At 49.1% G+C, this 17,771-nt stretch carries 17 protein-coding genes; all 17 read right to left on the bottom strand.

The genetic code is table 11. The features are described from left to right. The 17 genes from cobM to DW642_RS01305 all read right to left on the bottom strand — a co-directional run bounded on the left by cobM (position 1) and on the right by DW642_RS01305 (position 17,707). On the bottom strand, positions 1-759 hold the full coding sequence (cobM, locus tag DW642_RS01225) for a precorrin-4 C(11)-methyltransferase (protein WP_022462305.1): 759 nt from the start codon (positions 757-759) through the stop codon (positions 1-3). Beyond that, the gene (cobI, locus tag DW642_RS01230; RefSeq protein ID WP_117509020.1) at positions 760-1,452 is read right to left on the bottom strand and encodes a precorrin-2 C(20)-methyltransferase; all 693 of its coding nucleotides are present in this window, start codon (positions 1,450-1,452) and stop codon (positions 760-762) included. It lies immediately after the preceding gene. Between the two features lie 7 nt (positions 1,453-1,459). Next, a complete protein-coding gene (gene cbiD / locus DW642_RS01235) occupies positions 1,460-2,632 on the bottom strand; it encodes a cobalt-precorrin-5B (C(1))-methyltransferase CbiD (protein WP_055226415.1) in 1,173 nt (390 codons plus the stop codon). A gap of 134 nt (positions 2,633-2,766) precedes the next feature. Beyond that, positions 2,767-4,467, bottom strand: coding sequence for a MutS-related protein (locus tag DW642_RS01240; RefSeq protein ID WP_117509021.1), 1,701 nt, complete (start codon positions 4,465-4,467; stop codon positions 2,767-2,769). A 53-nt stretch (positions 4,468-4,520) separates the two neighbouring features. Then, positions 4,521-5,354, bottom strand: coding sequence for a class B sortase (locus DW642_RS01245; protein ID WP_117509022.1), 834 nt, complete (start codon positions 5,352-5,354; stop codon positions 4,521-4,523). A 51-nt stretch (positions 5,355-5,405) separates the two neighbouring features. Continuing rightward, positions 5,406-8,048: a SpaA isopeptide-forming pilin-related protein gene (locus DW642_RS01250; protein ID WP_117509023.1), complete on the bottom strand. Its 2,643-nt coding sequence runs from the start codon at positions 8,046-8,048 to the stop codon at positions 5,406-5,408. Then, complete coding sequence (locus DW642_RS01255; protein ID WP_117509024.1) at positions 8,045-9,217, bottom strand: hypothetical protein; 1,173 nt, start codon at positions 9,215-9,217, stop codon at positions 8,045-8,047. Before DW642_RS01255 ends, DW642_RS01250 begins: the two co-directional genes overlap by 4 nt. Continuing rightward, the gene (locus DW642_RS01260; protein ID WP_117509025.1) at positions 9,214-9,747 is read right to left on the bottom strand and encodes a hypothetical protein; all 534 of its coding nucleotides are present in this window, start codon (positions 9,745-9,747) and stop codon (positions 9,214-9,216) included. The genes DW642_RS01255 and DW642_RS01260 overlap by 4 nt, the downstream gene beginning before the upstream one ends. A 22-nt stretch (positions 9,748-9,769) precedes the next feature. Then, complete coding sequence (locus DW642_RS01265) at positions 9,770-10,474, bottom strand: SipW-dependent-type signal peptide-containing protein (RefSeq protein WP_022462297.1); 705 nt, start codon at positions 10,472-10,474, stop codon at positions 9,770-9,772. 44 nt (positions 10,475-10,518) lie between these two features. Next, positions 10,519-11,088 carry a signal peptidase I gene (locus DW642_RS01270; protein ID WP_117509026.1) on the bottom strand — a complete coding sequence of 190 codons (570 nt, stop codon included), beginning with the start codon at positions 11,086-11,088 and terminating at the stop codon, positions 10,519-10,521. Positions 11,089-11,204: 116 nt separating this feature from the next. Continuing rightward, positions 11,205-12,074: an amidohydrolase family protein gene (locus DW642_RS01275; RefSeq protein WP_207741833.1), complete on the bottom strand. Its 870-nt coding sequence runs from the start codon at positions 12,072-12,074 to the stop codon at positions 11,205-11,207. Positions 12,075-12,080: 6 nt separating this feature from the next. Further along, positions 12,081-12,677 (bottom strand): histidine phosphatase family protein, encoded by a 597-nt coding sequence (locus DW642_RS01280; protein WP_022462294.1) that lies wholly within the window; start codon positions 12,675-12,677, stop codon positions 12,081-12,083. Further along, positions 12,670-13,077, bottom strand: coding sequence for a bifunctional adenosylcobinamide kinase/adenosylcobinamide-phosphate guanylyltransferase (locus DW642_RS01285; RefSeq protein WP_022462293.1), 408 nt, complete (start codon positions 13,075-13,077; stop codon positions 12,670-12,672). Before DW642_RS01285 ends, DW642_RS01280 begins: the two co-directional genes overlap by 8 nt. Continuing rightward, on the bottom strand, positions 13,074-13,850 hold the full coding sequence (locus DW642_RS01290) for an adenosylcobinamide-GDP ribazoletransferase (RefSeq protein ID WP_055226435.1): 777 nt from the start codon (positions 13,848-13,850) through the stop codon (positions 13,074-13,076). The genes DW642_RS01285 and DW642_RS01290 overlap by 4 nt, the downstream gene beginning before the upstream one ends. 1 nt (position 13,851) lies before the next feature. Next, positions 13,852-14,373, bottom strand: coding sequence for a bifunctional adenosylcobinamide kinase/adenosylcobinamide-phosphate guanylyltransferase (locus tag DW642_RS01295; RefSeq protein ID WP_117509027.1), 522 nt, complete (start codon positions 14,371-14,373; stop codon positions 13,852-13,854). A 17-nt stretch (positions 14,374-14,390) separates the two neighbouring features. Continuing rightward, on the bottom strand, positions 14,391-15,440 hold the full coding sequence (gene cobT, locus DW642_RS01300) for a nicotinate-nucleotide--dimethylbenzimidazole phosphoribosyltransferase (protein ID WP_117509028.1): 1,050 nt from the start codon (positions 15,438-15,440) through the stop codon (positions 14,391-14,393). Positions 15,441-15,475: 35 nt separating this feature from the next. Then, entirely contained in the window at positions 15,476-17,707 is a 2,232-nt protein-coding gene (locus DW642_RS01305) for a cell wall hydrolase (RefSeq protein WP_117509029.1), read from the bottom strand. Positions 17,708-17,771 lie beyond the last annotated feature (64 nt).

The following is a 17,771-nucleotide window of genomic DNA, read 5'->3' on the forward strand; positions in this document are numbered from 1 at the left end:
TTATTTTTCTGCCTCTCGGAATTCGGTGGTAAACGCCGGATTGTACAGATCACTTCTGCGGTAATTTCCCTGGGAAACGGCATTTCCGATGATCATCAGCGCTGTCTTGGTGATCTGGTTCTTTTTCGCCGTCTCGGCAAGTGTTCCAACGGTGCAGACGAACGTCTTCTCCTCCGGCCAGGTTGCTTTGTAAACGATCGCTGCCGGAGTATCTGCCGTATAGCCGCCTGCAATCAGCTCACGGGAAAGTTCCTCTAAGAGTCCCGTGCTTAAGAATACAACCATCGTTGCCTGATGTGCCGCAAAAGACGCAATGCTCTCCCGCTCCGGAACCGGTGTTCTTCCGGCCATTCTGGTGATGACAACACTCTGGGAGATATCCGGCAGCGTATATTCCATTTCAAGGGCAGCAGCCGCTCCGCAGAAAGAGCTGACACCCGGACAGTCATCGTGAGCGATTCCAAGGGCATCGAGCGCATCAATCTGTTCGCGGATTGCACCGTACAGGCACGGATCTCCCGTGTGGAGTCTTGCCACAGTCTGGCCTTTGCTTTCGGCCTCTTTCATAACATCAATCACCTGCTCCAGCGTCATGGTTGCACTGTTATATACCACACAGCCCTCTTTTTTCAGATCCAGCAGTGCCGGATTGACAAGAGAACCTGCATAAATGATAATGTCCGCCTCACCAAGCAGCTTCTGTCCTCTTACCGTAATCAGATCCGGGGCTCCGGGGCCCGCTCCAATAAAATGTACCATCTATTTTTTCCTCTTTTCTTTTACAATAATCAGTGAATAGTAACTTGCCTGGTCCGGGATTTCTTCCGCGTTGAAATACTTCTGTTCCGTATCCATGCCGCAGTTTTCTACCATCACCGCCCGGCAGTTCTTTTCCTTCAGGAACTGTTTCACAGCCGGCATCTTTTTACCCGCTTTCATCAGAACCTTTGTTCCTGAAAGTTCCAGTGCATCTTCAATCTGATAAGACGCCGGAATCACATGCAGTTCTTCGGAATTTTCCACCAGTCCCTCGGAAAGAGATGCTGCTGCCGCGCAGAACGATGTAACACCGCTTACAATTCTCGCATCGTAACCGTCTTCCAGTACCCGTCTGTGTACATAAAGGTAGGTAGAATACACGGTTGGATCTCCGAGTGTCAGAAATACTACATTTTTTCCTGCATCCAGCAGCTCCTCTATTTTTTCTGCACCGCGCCGGTGATTTTCCTCCAGTTCTTTGGCATTCTTTGTCATCGGCATTGGAATAGCAATGAGCTCTTTTTCTGCCAGTTCCGGCACTGCCTGAACAGCAATCTGGTAGGCAATGCTCTCTTCCGGTTTCTCTCCTGGTACTGCAATCGTATCATTTTCCCGGATCAGACGGACGGCCTTTAACGTCATAAGCTCCGGGTCTCCCGGTCCGATTCCTGTTCCAAATAAAATTCCTGTCATTTTGTTTTTACTCTTTTCTGTTTTCTTTTTCTTCCTGCTCCCGCAGGCGCTCCAGAAGTTCTCCCGCTCCCGGGGTTTCCCCGAGCAGGCCCTCATTGCTTGAAAAAACAATCGCCTCCGTCTGCACTCTGCCCTCAATATGGTAATTCATGTAAAAAGCAATTTTTTCTGTCACTTTTTCCATGGTCTCTTTCAGGCATCCTGCTTCCTTTAAAATCTGCACCGCTTCTTCCGTCGTTCCGGTCTCCAGCAGTTTTTTTGCCAGTGCAAGATCCGCCCCTGCACGCACCGCCTGCGCCGTAAGAAGCTCCGCACGGCAGTCTGCCTCGTGGGAATGGGTATTCATAATTCCGCCGGACACCTTGACAAATTTTCCAAGATGGGCCACAAAAAGGATGGCGTCAAAGCCGAGCTCAGCTGCAAATTCCAGTGTTTTTCCGACGTAATTACTGCACTTAACGGAATGGTCTGCACGGACCCACGGATACGTTTTTAAGAAGTCCTGTCCGTAATTTCCCGGTGTCACCAGAAGGACGCGGTCACCCTGTGCTTTCCGCATTTCCATCTCGACGCGGATCGTGGAAATCAGCGCCTCCTCGCTCATCGGCACTACAATCCCGCTCGTTCCAAGGATTGAAATGCCGCCGGTGATGCCAAGTCTCGGATTGAATGTATGCTTTGCCAGTTCTTCCCCTTCCGGTACGGAGATGATAACCTGCAGTGCGCGGAAATCATCGAGTTTTTTCTGAATCTCCTCCACATTCTCGCGGATCATCTGGCGCGGTACATGGTTGATCGCCGCGTTTCCGACCGGCTGATCCAGCCCCGGCTTTGTCACACGCCCGACGCCGAATCCTCCATCGATTACAATTCCCTCTTCTGTTCCAAACGTCACTTCCGCGTAAATCAATGCTTTATCTGTCACATCCGGATCATCCCCGCCGTCTTTTCGGACGGCACAGCTTACTTTTTCGGCACTTCTCCGGATATCCAGCAATTCCAGATTCAGAACAATGCCCTTTGGCGTATGGATTTTCACTTCCTGTATTTCTTTCCCGGAAAGCAGCATAAACGCCGCTCCCCGCGCTGCCGCTGCAGCGCAGGAACCCGTCGTATATCCCATGCGGAGTTTCTTGCTGCCGCGCATAATATATGCATCTTCCAAGCCTGTCCTGCTCATGTTTTTCTCCTTAACAGATCCGGCGGTTTTTCTGCCGGATCACGCGATCTATTTTATCATAACACACAATGAAAAAATGCTGAACCATTTTCGCATATTTTTTCAAAAAAGATCAATTTTTCCCGGCTGTTTTTCTATCTCAGAAACTTATTCTTTTCCCAGCTTCCTGTTGTTTCAAACTCCGCAGCTCTTCTTTCTGCCTGTTTTACAATTTTTTCATCAATTCCCATATTTCCAAGCAGCGCAATCGCATTCTTTCCTCTTGCCGGCCCCTGTTCCAGGCGATACGGGAAGGAAATACTCTGCGCGGTAATCTGCTCTTCAAAATGATAATTGGTATAGAGATCTTCCAGCAGATACGTCAGTTCAGTATCATGTGTTGCTGCAAGACAGAGCACATTTGCACGGCGCAGGGCAGCAAGCACACTCTCTGACGCTGCAATCCGCTCCGTCGTGTTTGTTCCCCGCAGCACCTCATCAATGACGCACAGAAGCGGTGTTTTTTCCCGGCTTGCCTCCAGAATCCGTTTTAAAGATTTTGCTTCCACAACAAAGTAACTCTCTCCCTGTGCCAGATTATCGCGGAGTGCCATGGATGTCATGATCCGGCACACAACACCGCGGTACCGCTTCGAAAGACTCGTGTTCAGTGCCTGCGCCAGAATCGCATTCACTGCCATGTTTTTCATAAATGTGGATTTTCCCGACGCATTCGAGCCGGTCAGCAGAATTCCGCCCTCCGCATACAAACTGTTTGCCACCGGATGTGTCAGAAGCGGATGATAAAGCTCCTCCACATCGATCCGACAGCCCGCCTTTTTCTCATCCAGGAATTCCGGCCGGCAGTAATACGAAAGGCTCTCCCGGTACGATGCTGCAGACAGTGCAAAGTCCAGGAGTCCAAGATCCTCTGCCATCTGCAGAATCGCTTTTTCATACGATTTCACTCCGGAAACAACCGAAGAATACTCGATCAGATCCAGCAGAAAGAACGTATGAAAGTATGCAAAAATCATGTTTGCTGCACCGCCCTGCGATTCTTTCGTATTCACAAGTGTTCTGCATTTTCTTGTAATCGGACGGAGTTGTTTTTCCTGTTCTTCCAGACGCTTCTGATACATTTCCAGTCCGGAAATTTTTTCTTTTCCAAGTTCCCTGGCTGTCCGCTGCAGCCGCAGGATACAGCCAAACGCTTTTAATGCACTCTCCAGCTTTTTGCTCTCCCTTCCATGCATCAGTCCGTTGCCGACCATAGAAGCAAACAGAACAGCCACACCCAGCGGAGGCAGTACAAACAGCAGTCCAATTCCAAGCACAGCAATACCGGCCATCAGAAGATATTTCCCCTTCTCTCCAGGCTCCGCCTCCATCAGTACGGCTATTTCTTCTGTCGGCGGATTCATCTTTTCTTTTCCCATCAAAAGAAGTGCTTTCTGCACTGCTTCTCTGGCTTTTTGGTTCTCTGCAAAAAGCTTCATCAGCCGTTCCCGCTCTTCCCTGATTTCTGTTGTTGTGACCGGCATCCGAAGCGCCGTGTACAGATATTCTTCCCCGCACACCGACACTGTGTGGTCGACTGTGTCAAAAACCGCATCGAGATCCAGGTCATTCCAGGTAATCGCGTCCACGCAGAAGTTTTCCCCTGCTTTTCGTCTCAGACACGCTTCCAGTTTTTCTTTCTTTTCCCGTGCCGTCCGTTTCTCCTGCTTTTTTCCCCATTTCTTCCGCAGTTGTACCAGCTTCTTTTCCTGTTCATTTCTGTTATTCTGTACCATCCAAACTCCCAGCAGTATCAGAACAACAAAAATTCCTGCTGCCGTGTACAGTTCTTTCATGTCTTATCGCCATCCTTTTTCCTGCTCTGTATCATAAGTCTTTTGATTCTGTCTTATTCTAGCACAGAACCCTCTTCCCTTCCAGATTTTGTTGCAAAAATCATCTCCACCGCCGCATGTACAGCCAGTCTCTGTGAACTGCTGCCGTCACCAATGCAGGTGGAAAGGGTAAGTATCTTTTGAACTTTCTTTTCCTCACCGCTGCCAAAGATAATGCTGTTTTCTTTTCTTTCCTGTACCCATGCATTCCAGTCCGCATCGCTCCATGCTCCCAGCCGGTAAACATCACTTTTGGCATCCGTCTCCTCCACACTCCAAATACGGCACTGCCATGCTTCACCCGGCAAATACAGGTACAGATACGGAAATTCCTGTTCCCACGACGCCTCACGATACTTTTTCAATCCTCCGAACATCGTTCCATCCCGCATATTATGCCCATATAAAATCGTGTGACGTTCAGAAAAATCCTCTGGTGTATCACACGGTGCAAAAATACTGCCGTAAATCCGCTCCCTGCAAAACGCATCGTGTGTCAGATAATATGCGTTATCCTGCCCGTGCGCAACCGGAACATCTAAGGCGCAGCCCGGAATCCAGAGCCACGCGCAGATTTCTCTATTTTTTGATCGAAGTCCTGTAAAATCAATTGTCCGAAACAGATTTTGATCTGTACTGCCCGGTTCCTGCTCCTGCACTTCTTCGCTTTTTTCGTTTTCCTCTTTGTTCTCTTCTTTTTCTTCTCTGACATACATCTCCACCGCTTCTTCCTGTTCTTTTCGAATCTGCCGGCTTACCTGAATCTGCGGCAGATACCAGAAAAAAAGCGCCGCCAATGTCAGAACTGCAATCCCTCTTCTTTTTCTGCTGATTTTTTCTCTCTCCATTTTGTTTTCATTCCACCACCCGAACCGATGGTGGAATGTTTTTCCGTTTTGTTATTCAACCGGAATCCGGTTTTTTACAATACTGTTGTGTCCATAATCATCCCAGCGGTATTTCTGATTTTCAAATACAACCTCACTTTCTTTGGGATGTCCGCAAAGATTTACCGATACCGAAAAGACGCGCGCAGGATCTTTTCCATATGCCGGCTCTTCTAGTTTTTTCACGGTAACATTCTTCGTACCTGTCACCTGCATAAGCGAATACCGCAGCACCTTCTTCTCCTGTACCCGGTAATCGTTTCCTGCCGGAATTCCCCGGATCTGTACCGACTGTTCCGTGTAGCCGTCCTGATCTGTCGTTTTCTCCACCTGTGTTTTTGTAAACGTAAGATAGCATTGGTATGTATGTTCTTTTCCATACAGATCCTTTCCCTTCACGGAAAACAGAAACGTTGGATTTCCATGCGCCCATGTAATCTCATCCGCCTTAATCTTCTTTGTAATCGTCAAGGTTTCACATGCAAGATCCTTCATCGTCACGGTCTGCACTTCCTGTTTTGCCTCCAGCACAAACGAAACCGGTTCTGCCGCAAGGTATCCATCCGGCGCGGCCTCCTCCACAAGGACATAAGAACCCGGCTTTAATTTTTCCAGTTCATGCGGGCCGCTTCCTCCTGAAATCCAGCTGTCCACACGGTTTCCATCCATATCTTTTAATACCAGCTTTGCGCCGGAAATTCGTTTTCCGCTCTCTGCATCTATTTTTTCAATTGTCAGATGTGTTCCATCATTTTCGACCGTCACCGACAGTTCCGATTTACCGTCAATTTTTCCGTTTTCTACCACAAATTCCCGGCATGTGCTGTCCAGCAGAAAGCCCTCCGGAGATGCTGTCTCCTGATAGTACCAGACACCGTCCAAAAGTCCCGTCAGCTCAATTTTTCCATTTGCATCCGTCTTTTTTGTCTCATCAAAACTTCCATCTTTCGTCCAGATATGAAAGGCTGCTCCCTGAAGCACTTTTCCGTCTCCCTGACTTACTTTCTGCAGAACAAAACGGTTCTTCCAGTTTGTAAACGTCAGTGTGATCTGTGCGTTTTGTTCCCCGATCGTTATTTTCTTTTCCGTCGGATCCAGCACATATCCATTTGGAGCCGCCGTTTCCCGCACAAGATACGTTCCGTACTCCAGCCCGTTTTTGAACGCCTCTCCATTTTCATCCGTTTTCAGCACAGCTGCTACCGCCTGATCCGGAAACAGCACTGTTCCGTTTACCGTTGTAATTGCTCCGCTCGCAATCACCTGATATGTTGCACCAGAAAGTACTTTCCCTGAGTTTTCTTCCGTCTTTTTTATCTTCAGTGAGCCTGTTTTTCTTGTGTTTTCTGCCTCCAGATGGATCGTCTGCATGCCTTCCTTGTCAATGGAAAATTCCTGCTCCCAGCTTCCTGCATAACCAGCTGGATTCTTTGTCTCCACAACACGGAATTTTCCATTTTCACTGTCTGTATCCAGAATTCCCTCCAGCAGATAAGAACCCGTTTTTTTCACCCAGTTCATCTTTTTGAATTCACTCCAGGTGTTGTTTTTCCAGCGGTACACGGTAAATTCTGCACCCGAAATAGCTTCTTTTGTCTCTGCATCCATTTTTTTCACTACAAGATCTCCTACTTTCGACAGATGACAGGGAACGTTCGCTGTGTAACCAAATTCCGAAGTATTCCACGGCACAACAGTTATTCCCGTTTCCCGGGATGCTCCATGCCAGTTGTTGTACGTACTGGAAGTATCGTTTACAAAATTATCCGGCCATTTTTTCGGTGCTTTCACTCCGCCGCCGGGACCAGTTACCGCGTCGTTAGTGCCTCCATCATAGAAAATCATCGTCTGGGAATTTCCTTCAAAGGTAACTGTAACCCAGCCTTCCGAATTTTCCGGAGTTGTTCCACCGTCCGGCTCAGAGCCGCGTCTTGCCGACCAGATCGCTTCTGTTCTGGCATCGTAGACGATTCTGGCATCTGCCTCCTTCGTCAGATAGATATGTTCTGTCTCATCAGCCAGATAAAAGCCCTGCTTAAAGTCCAGATCTGAAAGTGTAAAATATCCTTTCACATTCAGCGGATTTCCTTTACTGTCGTAATAAGCAAACCGTACCTTGATCCAGAGCAGACCTTTAATATCAATGACCGGCTTATTGTGGTCAATCGCCACGACTACCGCATCCACGTCCTCATACCCTGATGGTACAACCGTGTTCTGCCAGTCTTCCAGCCAGATCCGCATCGTTACATTTTCCCCGTGGCACTCTCCAACATTCGTATATTCCGCATACATTTTTCCTTTTTTCGACTCCAGCGGCGTGAAGGAACGGAGATTACTCCATCCCTTCACATCGGCCGCCGGCCACCATGTGGAACAGCATTTCGAATGGCTCTCTCCGTTTTTGCAGAACAGATTGTCCCAGGTACTTCCATCTGTACTTCCAAAACGGATTTTTGTCTCACTTCCGATCAGCGGGGTAAAATCATATCGGCCGTCAATAACAGAGTCCGATGATACAACTTCTCCGATTCCGGCTTTCGAAAGAGAAGGAAGACTCGTAAGACTCGAAGCCAGAACATCTTCCCGAAAACAAAATCCCAACAACAGCAGAATTCCTGCGAGAAACCAGAAGCTTTTCTTTGCTCTTTTCATTCTTTCCTCCTTTCAGACCGGCCCGCGGCAAGAAACAGGAAGGCTCCTGTCACGGCAATTCCAATGGGGACCGCTGCTGACGGATCGCGCAGACCTGTTTTTGGCGCGCTGTGCCAGATAGAGGGGCCTTCTTCCTGCGGCAGATCTTCTCCTTCGACAGAAAAAATCCATTTTACCCCGCTTTTCCGAAGTGCCCATTCATTTCCAAGTTCTGACGGCACACGGATTGAAAAACAGATTTCTTTCCGTTCATCTGGACTGCATATTCCAAGACTTTTTGCTGCCCATAGTCCCTCACTCTCTAAATCACCTTCATAAATCACGCTGTCTCCCTCTCGTATTTCCAGTTTCACCTTGGAAAGCAGTTCTTTTTCTGCTTCACTGAGTTCTTCCGGAAGTTCCGTCCGCAGAAAAAATTCTGCACGGCTTGCTGTCGTGTTCACCAGTGTGAACGTATCTTCCCATTCATCTCCCGGCATCAGCACTGGAAAGTTCCGAAAGAAATTGTCGGGTGCCAAGATCAGATTCCGCGCTGCTCCTTCGTACGAAACGGTGAGGAAGCTCTGCTGCGAAACCTCCGAAACGGTATTATCCGCCTCGTGGACACACTGTTCTATTTCCAGTTCTTCTCCCCACGGAGCTTCTGCCGTAAAATCCGGCGTCACATTCGCTGCCTGTACGGCCTCCGCCTGGATTTCAACGGACAGCACCTGTCCCTCCGCCTCACTGGTCCACGCAGATGGAATGGTGATTGTACGGAAAAAATCGACAGATTCCTGCTTTCCCAGCACTTTTGGATAATAATAATACTCTCCTGCTTTCAGCCAGACGTCCTCGATTCCCCCAAGGTCCTCTTCCCCCAGACGGTAATCCTGCGTTTCTTCCTCATCAAACACAGGCTTTACCCGGACATAGCATGGTTCAGCATAATTGGTGATCCGCGGAATTTTTGAAATCACCTGGGAAGGCAGTACAATGCCGTTTTCCGGTCCCTCATACTTCTTTTCTCCATCCCCGTCTTCCTCATATTCCCAGATTCCAATATTTACATCTCCGACAGCTATTTTGTTAATGGTCTCAACACTGCTCCGGTAATATGCATACGTTCCGCTGATTCCCATCAGAAGACTTGCCGCCGCACATCCGATCCTGACGCGTTTTCCTTTCATGTCTGACCACCTCTCTCATAAGCATCCCATGCCTCCCGATAGCCGTGAAATACCATATTCCCCTTCTGGATCTGCACCGATTCCTCATAGACCGAAACCTCAAGTTCTTTCTGTTCCATTTCTTTTGCAACGCGGATTCCGGTAAACAATTCCGTCGTGCTTTCGCCTTCTGAAACCGGTTTTTTGTAATAATAGTAGTCATCTTCTCCTTTTACCCAGTTTTTCGTATCAAGTCCCTCAATCGCTTCAATTGGTTCACTGAATATAAGTGCCGCACGAATATAGCAGGCAACGGAACCTTCATTTCTGATTTTTACTCTCTTTACCACACTTTTCCCTGGCGGTACGGGCGTCGGTGTCGGAAATTCTTCATCGATAGTACTTGTATTATGTCCGAACACCATACGATTCCAGACACTCTCGTGATCTGTAAAATACGCCGAAGTTCCCGGCAGCAGCCAAATGGCTGCCGCCATCGTACACCCGGCCGCACCCGCAAGGAAAAACAGCCGTTTCGTCTTTTTCTTCATCTTTTGTCCCCCAGAAAACTGCTTAAATTCCAGGTGCTTCTGTCTGTTCCGGCTCCGACTGCGGTGCCGTTACCTGCCCCTTCTGCCCATTATTCTGATTTACATACTTCTCCCAGGCCTTTGCTGCCCGCTCGGCAGCCGTACTTCCCTCACCGGTATTCAGCGCCTGGATTGCATAATAATTGATCGGAATATCGACCTCTTTTTCATCCAGCTGCCCTTCCACGATATTAGCTGCTGTCACGCTCGTAAATAAAGGATCCGTCGTTTTGCCAGCTGCAAGCACTTCATTGTAGAGATATGTATATACCATCGAATTGTTCTGTTTTTTCTTGTACATCAGCACCCATTTTTTCGAAAGCTGATTCATCGAAAACAGTTCCGTATCGCCGGCTGCTCCGCCGTTTAAACGGTTTCCGGATGTATCTGCAACGATCACTTTTGCGATTGGTATGGAAACATCCATATAGACGTAAGAATCATTTTTACCTTTATTTTTGATACGCGGGTCCTTCGGAATCACCTGGGTCGGCACGATATGATTGGTCTTTCCGTCCGGATCTGGTGCGTACGATGGTTCATTTCCTTCGATATCTACTTTTCCCACAACAAACTGGTTCGTCACAGAATCCTTATCCGTCAGATACGCCAGTGTTCCGCCCGCTGCCAGGGCTCCTGTCAGAAGCAGTGATGCTGCCCAGAATACGATTTTCCGCTGTTTTTTCATAGATCAATTCCTCCTGTTTTCCTAAATAATTTTGCTAATTCTTTTTATAACTTGTTTTCCTGCATGATTTTTCTACCGTGCCAAAGCTGCCGGATTGTAAAAAGCATCACCGCTCCCACGGCCAGAAAAAAGAGTGTTCCTCTCTGCCGGAGCCAGATAATACCAAAGCCAAGCCAGGGAAGAGCTACGATCACATTCCCGATCACCTGTTTTTCCAAAACGATGCCTGCATCTTCCTCCGCGTTGGCATCCCCCTTAGTACAGTATCCTTCCTCGCTCTTTTCCACGATCCGGTGTGTCACCACCATATTTCCTCTCCGGTAGGTAATCACATCCCCCGGATTCCATTCCTTCTTCCGTCCATCCACAACCACAACAGATCCCGTCGGGATCTCCGGTTCCATGGACCCGGACAGTACGACATAGGCGCAGAAATACTGCATCAGATACCATCCCGCCGCCAGAAAAAGGAAGGAAAGAAAGCCCTGCAGCCCCAGTTTTCCTTTTGCTTTCATTTGCTCCCTTCCGTCGATGCGGACATCCAGACTGTCATTTTTGCACGCAAAAAACAGAGGATAGCATTTACCCTCTGTCTCAGAATATCCCTGTTTCATTTTCTCTAAAGTTCTTGTAAAAGTGATTTAAACTTACCATAGTCCGGGCGAAAGCGCAAGCATTGTCTGCCCGTTTAATTCTAAATTTTTTCTAAAGCCTGAAACGCAGAAAATTTTCAGAACTTTTCCCGGATCTTTTTTTCTCCAAACGCAAGCCGCTTTTCCAGCTCCTGCCCATTTTCTGCCCCAAGGATTTTTCGCATTACACTCTCTTCTTCCCGGATTCCTTTTCCGTGAAGTACGCCGTATGCGCCGGCATCACTTCCCGCCGCAAGCACAACGTCCTTTTCAAATGCGAGCTGCAGACCTTTTTTCTGCGTCTCAAAAATCCACGCCAGCGTTTCAGCCGGATATCTGCCGTTCTCCAGAAGATTCGAAACCGTCACAATTGTCGGCACCCAGATTGTTGCATGCTCTGCCATACAGCAGATGCTCTCTTCATTCTGAAAGTTCCCGTGCTCAACCGAGTCCACGCCTGCCTCTGCCGCATCCATCACAGCCTGTGCGCCGTTCACATGCGCCATCACAGAAAGCCCCGCATCATGCGCCGCAGCTGTCATTGCAAAAACCTCTTCCCTGGAAAGCGGCTCACTGGTCACATGCCCCTTTGTCGCGAAATCCAGGATTCCCGTCGTCATGATCTTGATAAAATCTCCGCCCGCACGGCGTACTTCACGCACAAGCGCGCAATACTCTTTCCCGTCTGAAAATGCGCGTCCGACAATTTTTCCATAACGGCCCGCCCTGTGAATCGCAAAAACCGGTGTGCGGTATGTGATCCCGTACTCCGGCGCAAGGCTCCGTGCAAGAACACCCGCCCCGTACGGATCTCCGCCGTCACGCACATAGGAAATCCCTGCCTTCTGATACGCCGCCAGATGTTCCCGGATCAGATCCTCCCGCGGGCCGTTTTCATGCGCTGCCGCCGCCTTTTTGTAATCCACACCGTCCATAAAAATATGGGCATGGCATTCTGCTGTCACCATTTTTGTTTACCGCCTTATCTCCGATTCCACCACAGCTTCTCTGCGGCCCATTTTCCAGTTCTGCTCCGAGAGATACAGATGATATCCACAGCCGTTTTCTACTCGCCAGTCATAGTAACTCTTCTGTGGCACGCCGTACTGCTCAAGGATACTCATGATCGTGCCTCCGTGCACCACCATCGCCACGTTACGGTAATGGCGGCGGATACACGTATCCACCATCTTGTCAAAGCCGGCGATGCAGCGGTCCTTGAACTGCTGCGGGCTCTCACCGCCCGGAAAGGCAAGCGTCGCCATGGAATCAATCCACTCCTGGTATTTCGGATTATCTTTTAATTCCTGATAATTTTTGTTCTCAAACTCACCAAAATTGCACTCTGCAAATTCCGGGATTTTGACCTGTTTGGCATACGGATACAGAATGTCTGCCGTTTCCAGACACCGTTTCAGCGGGCTGACGAACAGAAGCTCAACGGTATCCATCGTCCGCTGTTCCAGCTCTTTTTTCCCTTCCTCACACAGTGGTTCATCCGTCACGCCGATATACCGTCCTAATGTATTGCCATAGGTTTTTCCATGGCGGATCATTGCAATTTTAATCATGTTTTTCCTCACCTTTCAGCAGGATTCCGATTCCGCACACCACACGGGTTACCGAATCAGCCTTTGCTGCCAGCTCCGTACAGATGCGCCCCGTCTTTTCCCGCCATTTCCGGTCGAAGGGTTCGATCGGAACCACTCCGTAACCGAGTTCATTCGTAACAATGCAGATTTCCGGATTTTTCTGCAGCAGTTCTTCCAGTTCTGCTTCCGGTGCAGTCCCGGTCTCCTCTTCCAGAAGGAGCCATCTGCGGACCAGTTCCTGAAAATCATATACGCCGGAACATGCCGACAGCTCCTCTTTCGAAACGGCTGCCCCATCGGCCCATCCTGTTTCTTTTCCGGTCATCTTCTTTGCAAAGTCAAGCTTTCCCTGAAAAGCCCCTCCAATTACTAATTTCATTTCCAGTTCTCCATTCCAAGAGAAAGTACCACAAGAGACAGGAGCTGTGCCAGCTCACAGAGCGAAAGGAAATAGCCTGCGAGATCTCCTGTAATTCCTCCAAAATACTTACTGCTTTTCCATTTATAATAACAGAATACCAGTGCCGATACAACCAGTACATCCAGTGCCGCCCAGACGCAGAACGAAGCTGAGAGCGCCGTCACGGCAAAAATCGTCACAACAAGCACCGCCGCCGTTCTTTTTTTCTCTGCGCTCATGCCAAACGCTGCCGCTGTTCCTTTCGGATTGGCATTTGGAAAAAACGCGATCGAAAGACCGCTGAACGATCTCGAAACTGCGAAGCCAAATGCATACGCCGGAAAAATCTTCCAGACAAGTTCTCCGGCTGCGCCCGCGTACAGTACAAAATACAGACATCCCATAATAATCGCAAATGCTCCGGCGTGCGGGTCTTTTAAGATTTCCAGTCGGCGCTGTTTTTCTCTCCAGGAACTTAACGCATCCATCGTATCCAGATAGCCGTCGAGGTGAATGCCGCCCGTCACCAGAACCGGAACTGCCGTCAGCACTGCAGCCCGCAGCATGCTTCCCGCGCCAATCTGCTGCAGCAGCCAGAAAAGCACCGCCGAAACTGCACCGACAGCCAGTCCGACCCACGGAAAGAAACACAACGCATATTTCATGTTCTCTTTTTCCCAGTCTGCCGGCGGCATCGGGATTTTCGAGTACATGGCAAACGCCACTTTAAAATTATTCCATATCGTTTTCATCTTATTCTTTTTTTATTCTGACGGGAATCCCATACACAACCTCGGTCACACAGTCCGCCATCTCTGCCAGACGTACATTAATGTTTCCCAGGATCCGCTGGTATTCCATCGTCTCCTCCTCATATCGGTATCCGTCCGAAAAAATTTCATTCGTCACCAGAACCAGATTCCGCGCCTGATTGGCCAGACGGGAAACGCCCGCAAGAATTTCCTCCTCCGTCCGCGCTTTTCCCGCCCCGGATGGATCAAATATTTCATTTGCCGTGAGATTCGACATACATTCGAGCAGCACATCGCTTCCCGGTTCCAGCTCCACTTCTTTTAAATTCGTATAACACTCAATCGTCGAAAACTTCTTTGCCGCGCGCATCTTCCGGTGGCGTGCAATACGCGCCTGCCCTTCCGCACCGAACGGCTGCATCGTTGCGATATAAACCCTCCGTGTTCCGCCAAAATCCAGAATACACTGCTCCGCATACGCCGATTTTCCGCTGCCGCTGCCGCCTGTAACCAGATGTATCATCGTTTCACCTGCCTTTTTTAAGTCAGCGGCACATACGTTTCGATCTGTGCCTCGTCAAATGTCGCCATGCCGCGGTATACGGCATTTGCCTGATCCAGAATCGGGAAAATCATGATGGCGCCCGTTCCCTCGCCCAGACACATATCGCAGTGCAGAAAGGCTTCTTTTCCAAGCTCTGCAAGCAGAAGATGCGCCGCCGGCTCCTTCGATACGTGCGAAGCAATCATATAGTCCTTTGCAAACGGTGCAATCCGTGCAGCAAGAAGCGCTGCCACACAGGAAATAAAGCCGTCCATCACAACCGGAACGCCATGTGCGGCCCCTGCAAGAAAGACACCCGCCATGCCGGCAATGTCAAAACCGCCGACCTTTGCCAGCACATCGATGGGATCGGACGGATCCGGCTGATTGATGGCAATCGCTTTTTCAATCGCTGCAATTTTCCGCGCAAGACCTTCACTCGAAAGCCCGGCGCCCCGTCCCGTCAGTTCCGGAACCGGCTGATTCAGGAAAACGGCTGCCATTGCACTGCTCGTCGTCGTATTTCCAATGCCCATCTCACCGGTTGCCATCAGCTGATAGCCCGCCGCAATTTTTTCTTCCGCCACGGCGATTCCTGTTTCAAGCGCACGAACGGCCTCTTCCCTTGTCATCGCCGGGCCTTTTGCCATATTTTTTGTTCCATACGCAACTTTATACCGCGGAACCTTCGTATCGCGCGCCATTCCGATATCAATCGGAAACAGATCCGCATGCGCACCGCGGCAGAGAATGGCTGCTGTCGCCTTCTCCTGCAGAAAATTTTCCGCAACTGTCGCTGTCACTTCCTGACCGCTCTGCGTCACGTTTTCTTCCACAACGCCATTGTCCGCACAGAACGTCAGAAGTGCTCTTTTTTCAATCGAAATCTCCTCTTTTCCGGTGATTCCGGCAATCTGGATGAGCACGTCCTCCAGCTTTCCGAGGCTGTGGAGCGGCTTTGCAATGCCGTCCCAGTGAGCCTTGGCACGATCCATCGCCTCTTTCGAAAGCGGATGGATCTGTTCGATTGTTTCCTGTAATGTCATCTTTTGTTCGCCCCTTCTTTCGATATGACGTCCGATCAGCTCTGTTTTTTCACCCAGTTCACAAAGAAAATATGGGAATCTTCCCGCGCTGTTCCGCTGGAAGTTGTCCATTTATAGGTGTATGTATATGTCACACATTTTTCTTTATCCATATTCAGATTTTTAAATGCTTTCGGAGTCATGAAATATAGATAATCAAAATCATCTCTCGTATCGCCAAAGCCCGGGATCACACGCTTTGTGCCGTTCTTCAGATATGCATCCATGATCGACTGGGATTCATCCACTGCACCGTAGGCTCCATTATTTTTCAGCTGATTGATAATCGAACTGCTCTGCTCCGCAATTCCCGTCAGATAGTTTGTCAGACTTCCGTTCCGCGCCGGTTCAAACTGCTGCTGTTTATAAATCGCGGTGCGGAGCGAAATATTCTGTGCCGCCATCCGGTTCCGGATGACCATCGCAACTGCCGTCATACCTGTTTTTCTCTGGACACCCGCCTCCGCACTGCAGATAGCCGCAAAGAAATCACGGTCACTCACAGACGGATCCGTGTAATACTGATGCTCCATCGTATAATATTTTCCGCTTACGCTGTCCTTTGCACGCACATACTGGCTCGAGCCGAGAATGCACACTCCGTTTTCGTCAAAGCTGTAGTACCAGTTGCTGCTGTTCTTTTTCAGCAGAGCGTAATACGATTTTACCATCTTTCCGTCGCTTCCAAAGTAATACCAGCCCGTCTGCGGATCACCGCTTACCATCCGTTTCTGTGCATTGAGCCACTGGTTCTTTGCCATGCCTCCCCAGTCTTTAAAGTAATAGGAAGCGCCGTTAATAGTCCGCTCTCCCGTCACCATCACGCCGTTGGCATCGGCATAGTAACTGTTGTTTAAATGCGTAAAGAAGGTATTGCGGTACATCGCACCATTTTCCCGGAAGTAATACCACTGGTTCTCTTTCGAAAGCCAGCCCGTCACCATCTTTCCATCCGCATCGGCATAATACGTTTCACCGCCAAGCTGGAAAAAGGTACTACGGTACATGCCGCCCCAGCCCCGGAAATAATAATACGTACCATTGATTTTCTGCCAGCCGGTTACCATCTTTCCATCTGCATTCACACGATATGTATTGTTGTCATATTCAAAAAAGCGGTCAAAATACTGCTCTCCGGTTTCATCAAAATAGTAATATGTACTGCCCTGCTGCAGCCAGCCGACGGTCAGTTTTCCATCTGCAGCCGCATGGCAGACACTCGTTCCGTTTTTGATGAATGCATTCTGATACATGCCGCCCCAGTCCTTGAAATAGTACCAGTCACCGTCGATCTGTTTTTTTCCGACAGCCATCTTTCCGTTCTCATCGGCATAGTAAAGTGCACTTCCTGTCGGTGCTTTGAAAAAGGTGCTGCGGTACATGCCGCCCCAGCTTCGGAAATAATACCAGGTTCCATCCTGCAGCAGCCAGCCGGTCGTCATCTTTCCATCCGTATCAACATGATAAATATTATTTTTATGCGTCAGAAAGGTGTTTTGTGCCATGCCGCCCCAGCTTCGGAAGTAATACCAGATCCCGTCAATCTGTTCGAACCCGGATGCCATTTTTCCATCCGCATCAACATAATACGTATTCTTGTCATACTCAAAAAAACGATTCCGGTACATCGCGCCCTGATCATCAAAATAATAATACACATCATCGATCAGTTTCCAGCCGGTCGCCATTTTTCCGTCCGCATCAGAATAATACGGTACATTTTTCACGGTGTAAAAGGCATCCCGGTAAACACCGCCCCAGCTTTGGAAATAATACCAGGCTCCATCAAGTTTTTTCCAGCCGACCGCCATTTTTCCGTCATTATTCAGGTAGTAACGGTTCTTGTCGTACTCTCTCCAGGCTCCTTTGACAATGGTACCATCCGGATCCTTAAAATACCAGATCCCGTTCTCATTCACCCATGGGTAATAGCTTCCAGCCTGCACGGATACCGCCGTCTCTTCGGGATTTCCGCTCTGTACTTCTGCCGCCGGAAGATCCGAGGCGGCATTTTCCGCTGTCGAATCCGGTGTCTCCGTTTCTGTCATCTCCGGCGTATTTTCGTCTGTGGTTTCCGCCTCCGATGTTTCTTCTGTTTCTTCCTGTGTAACAGCAGAAGCCTCATTTACCAGACTCTGCTCTGTGCCTGCTCCAAATACGTTCGCAGCACTGACAGCGGTTGTCACGCAGGTTGCCGCCAGTACTCCCCTGATTACTTTATTTTTCATTATTTATTCTTCTCTCCCTGCAAAAACAGGCAAAGCCTGCTGTGTGCTCTGCCTGTTTTAAAAT

Source organism: Blautia sp. AM23-13AC (genome assembly GCF_003435675.1).
In the GTDB taxonomy this organism is placed as follows: Bacteria; Bacillota; Clostridia; order Lachnospirales; family Lachnospiraceae; genus Fusicatenibacter; species Fusicatenibacter saccharivorans.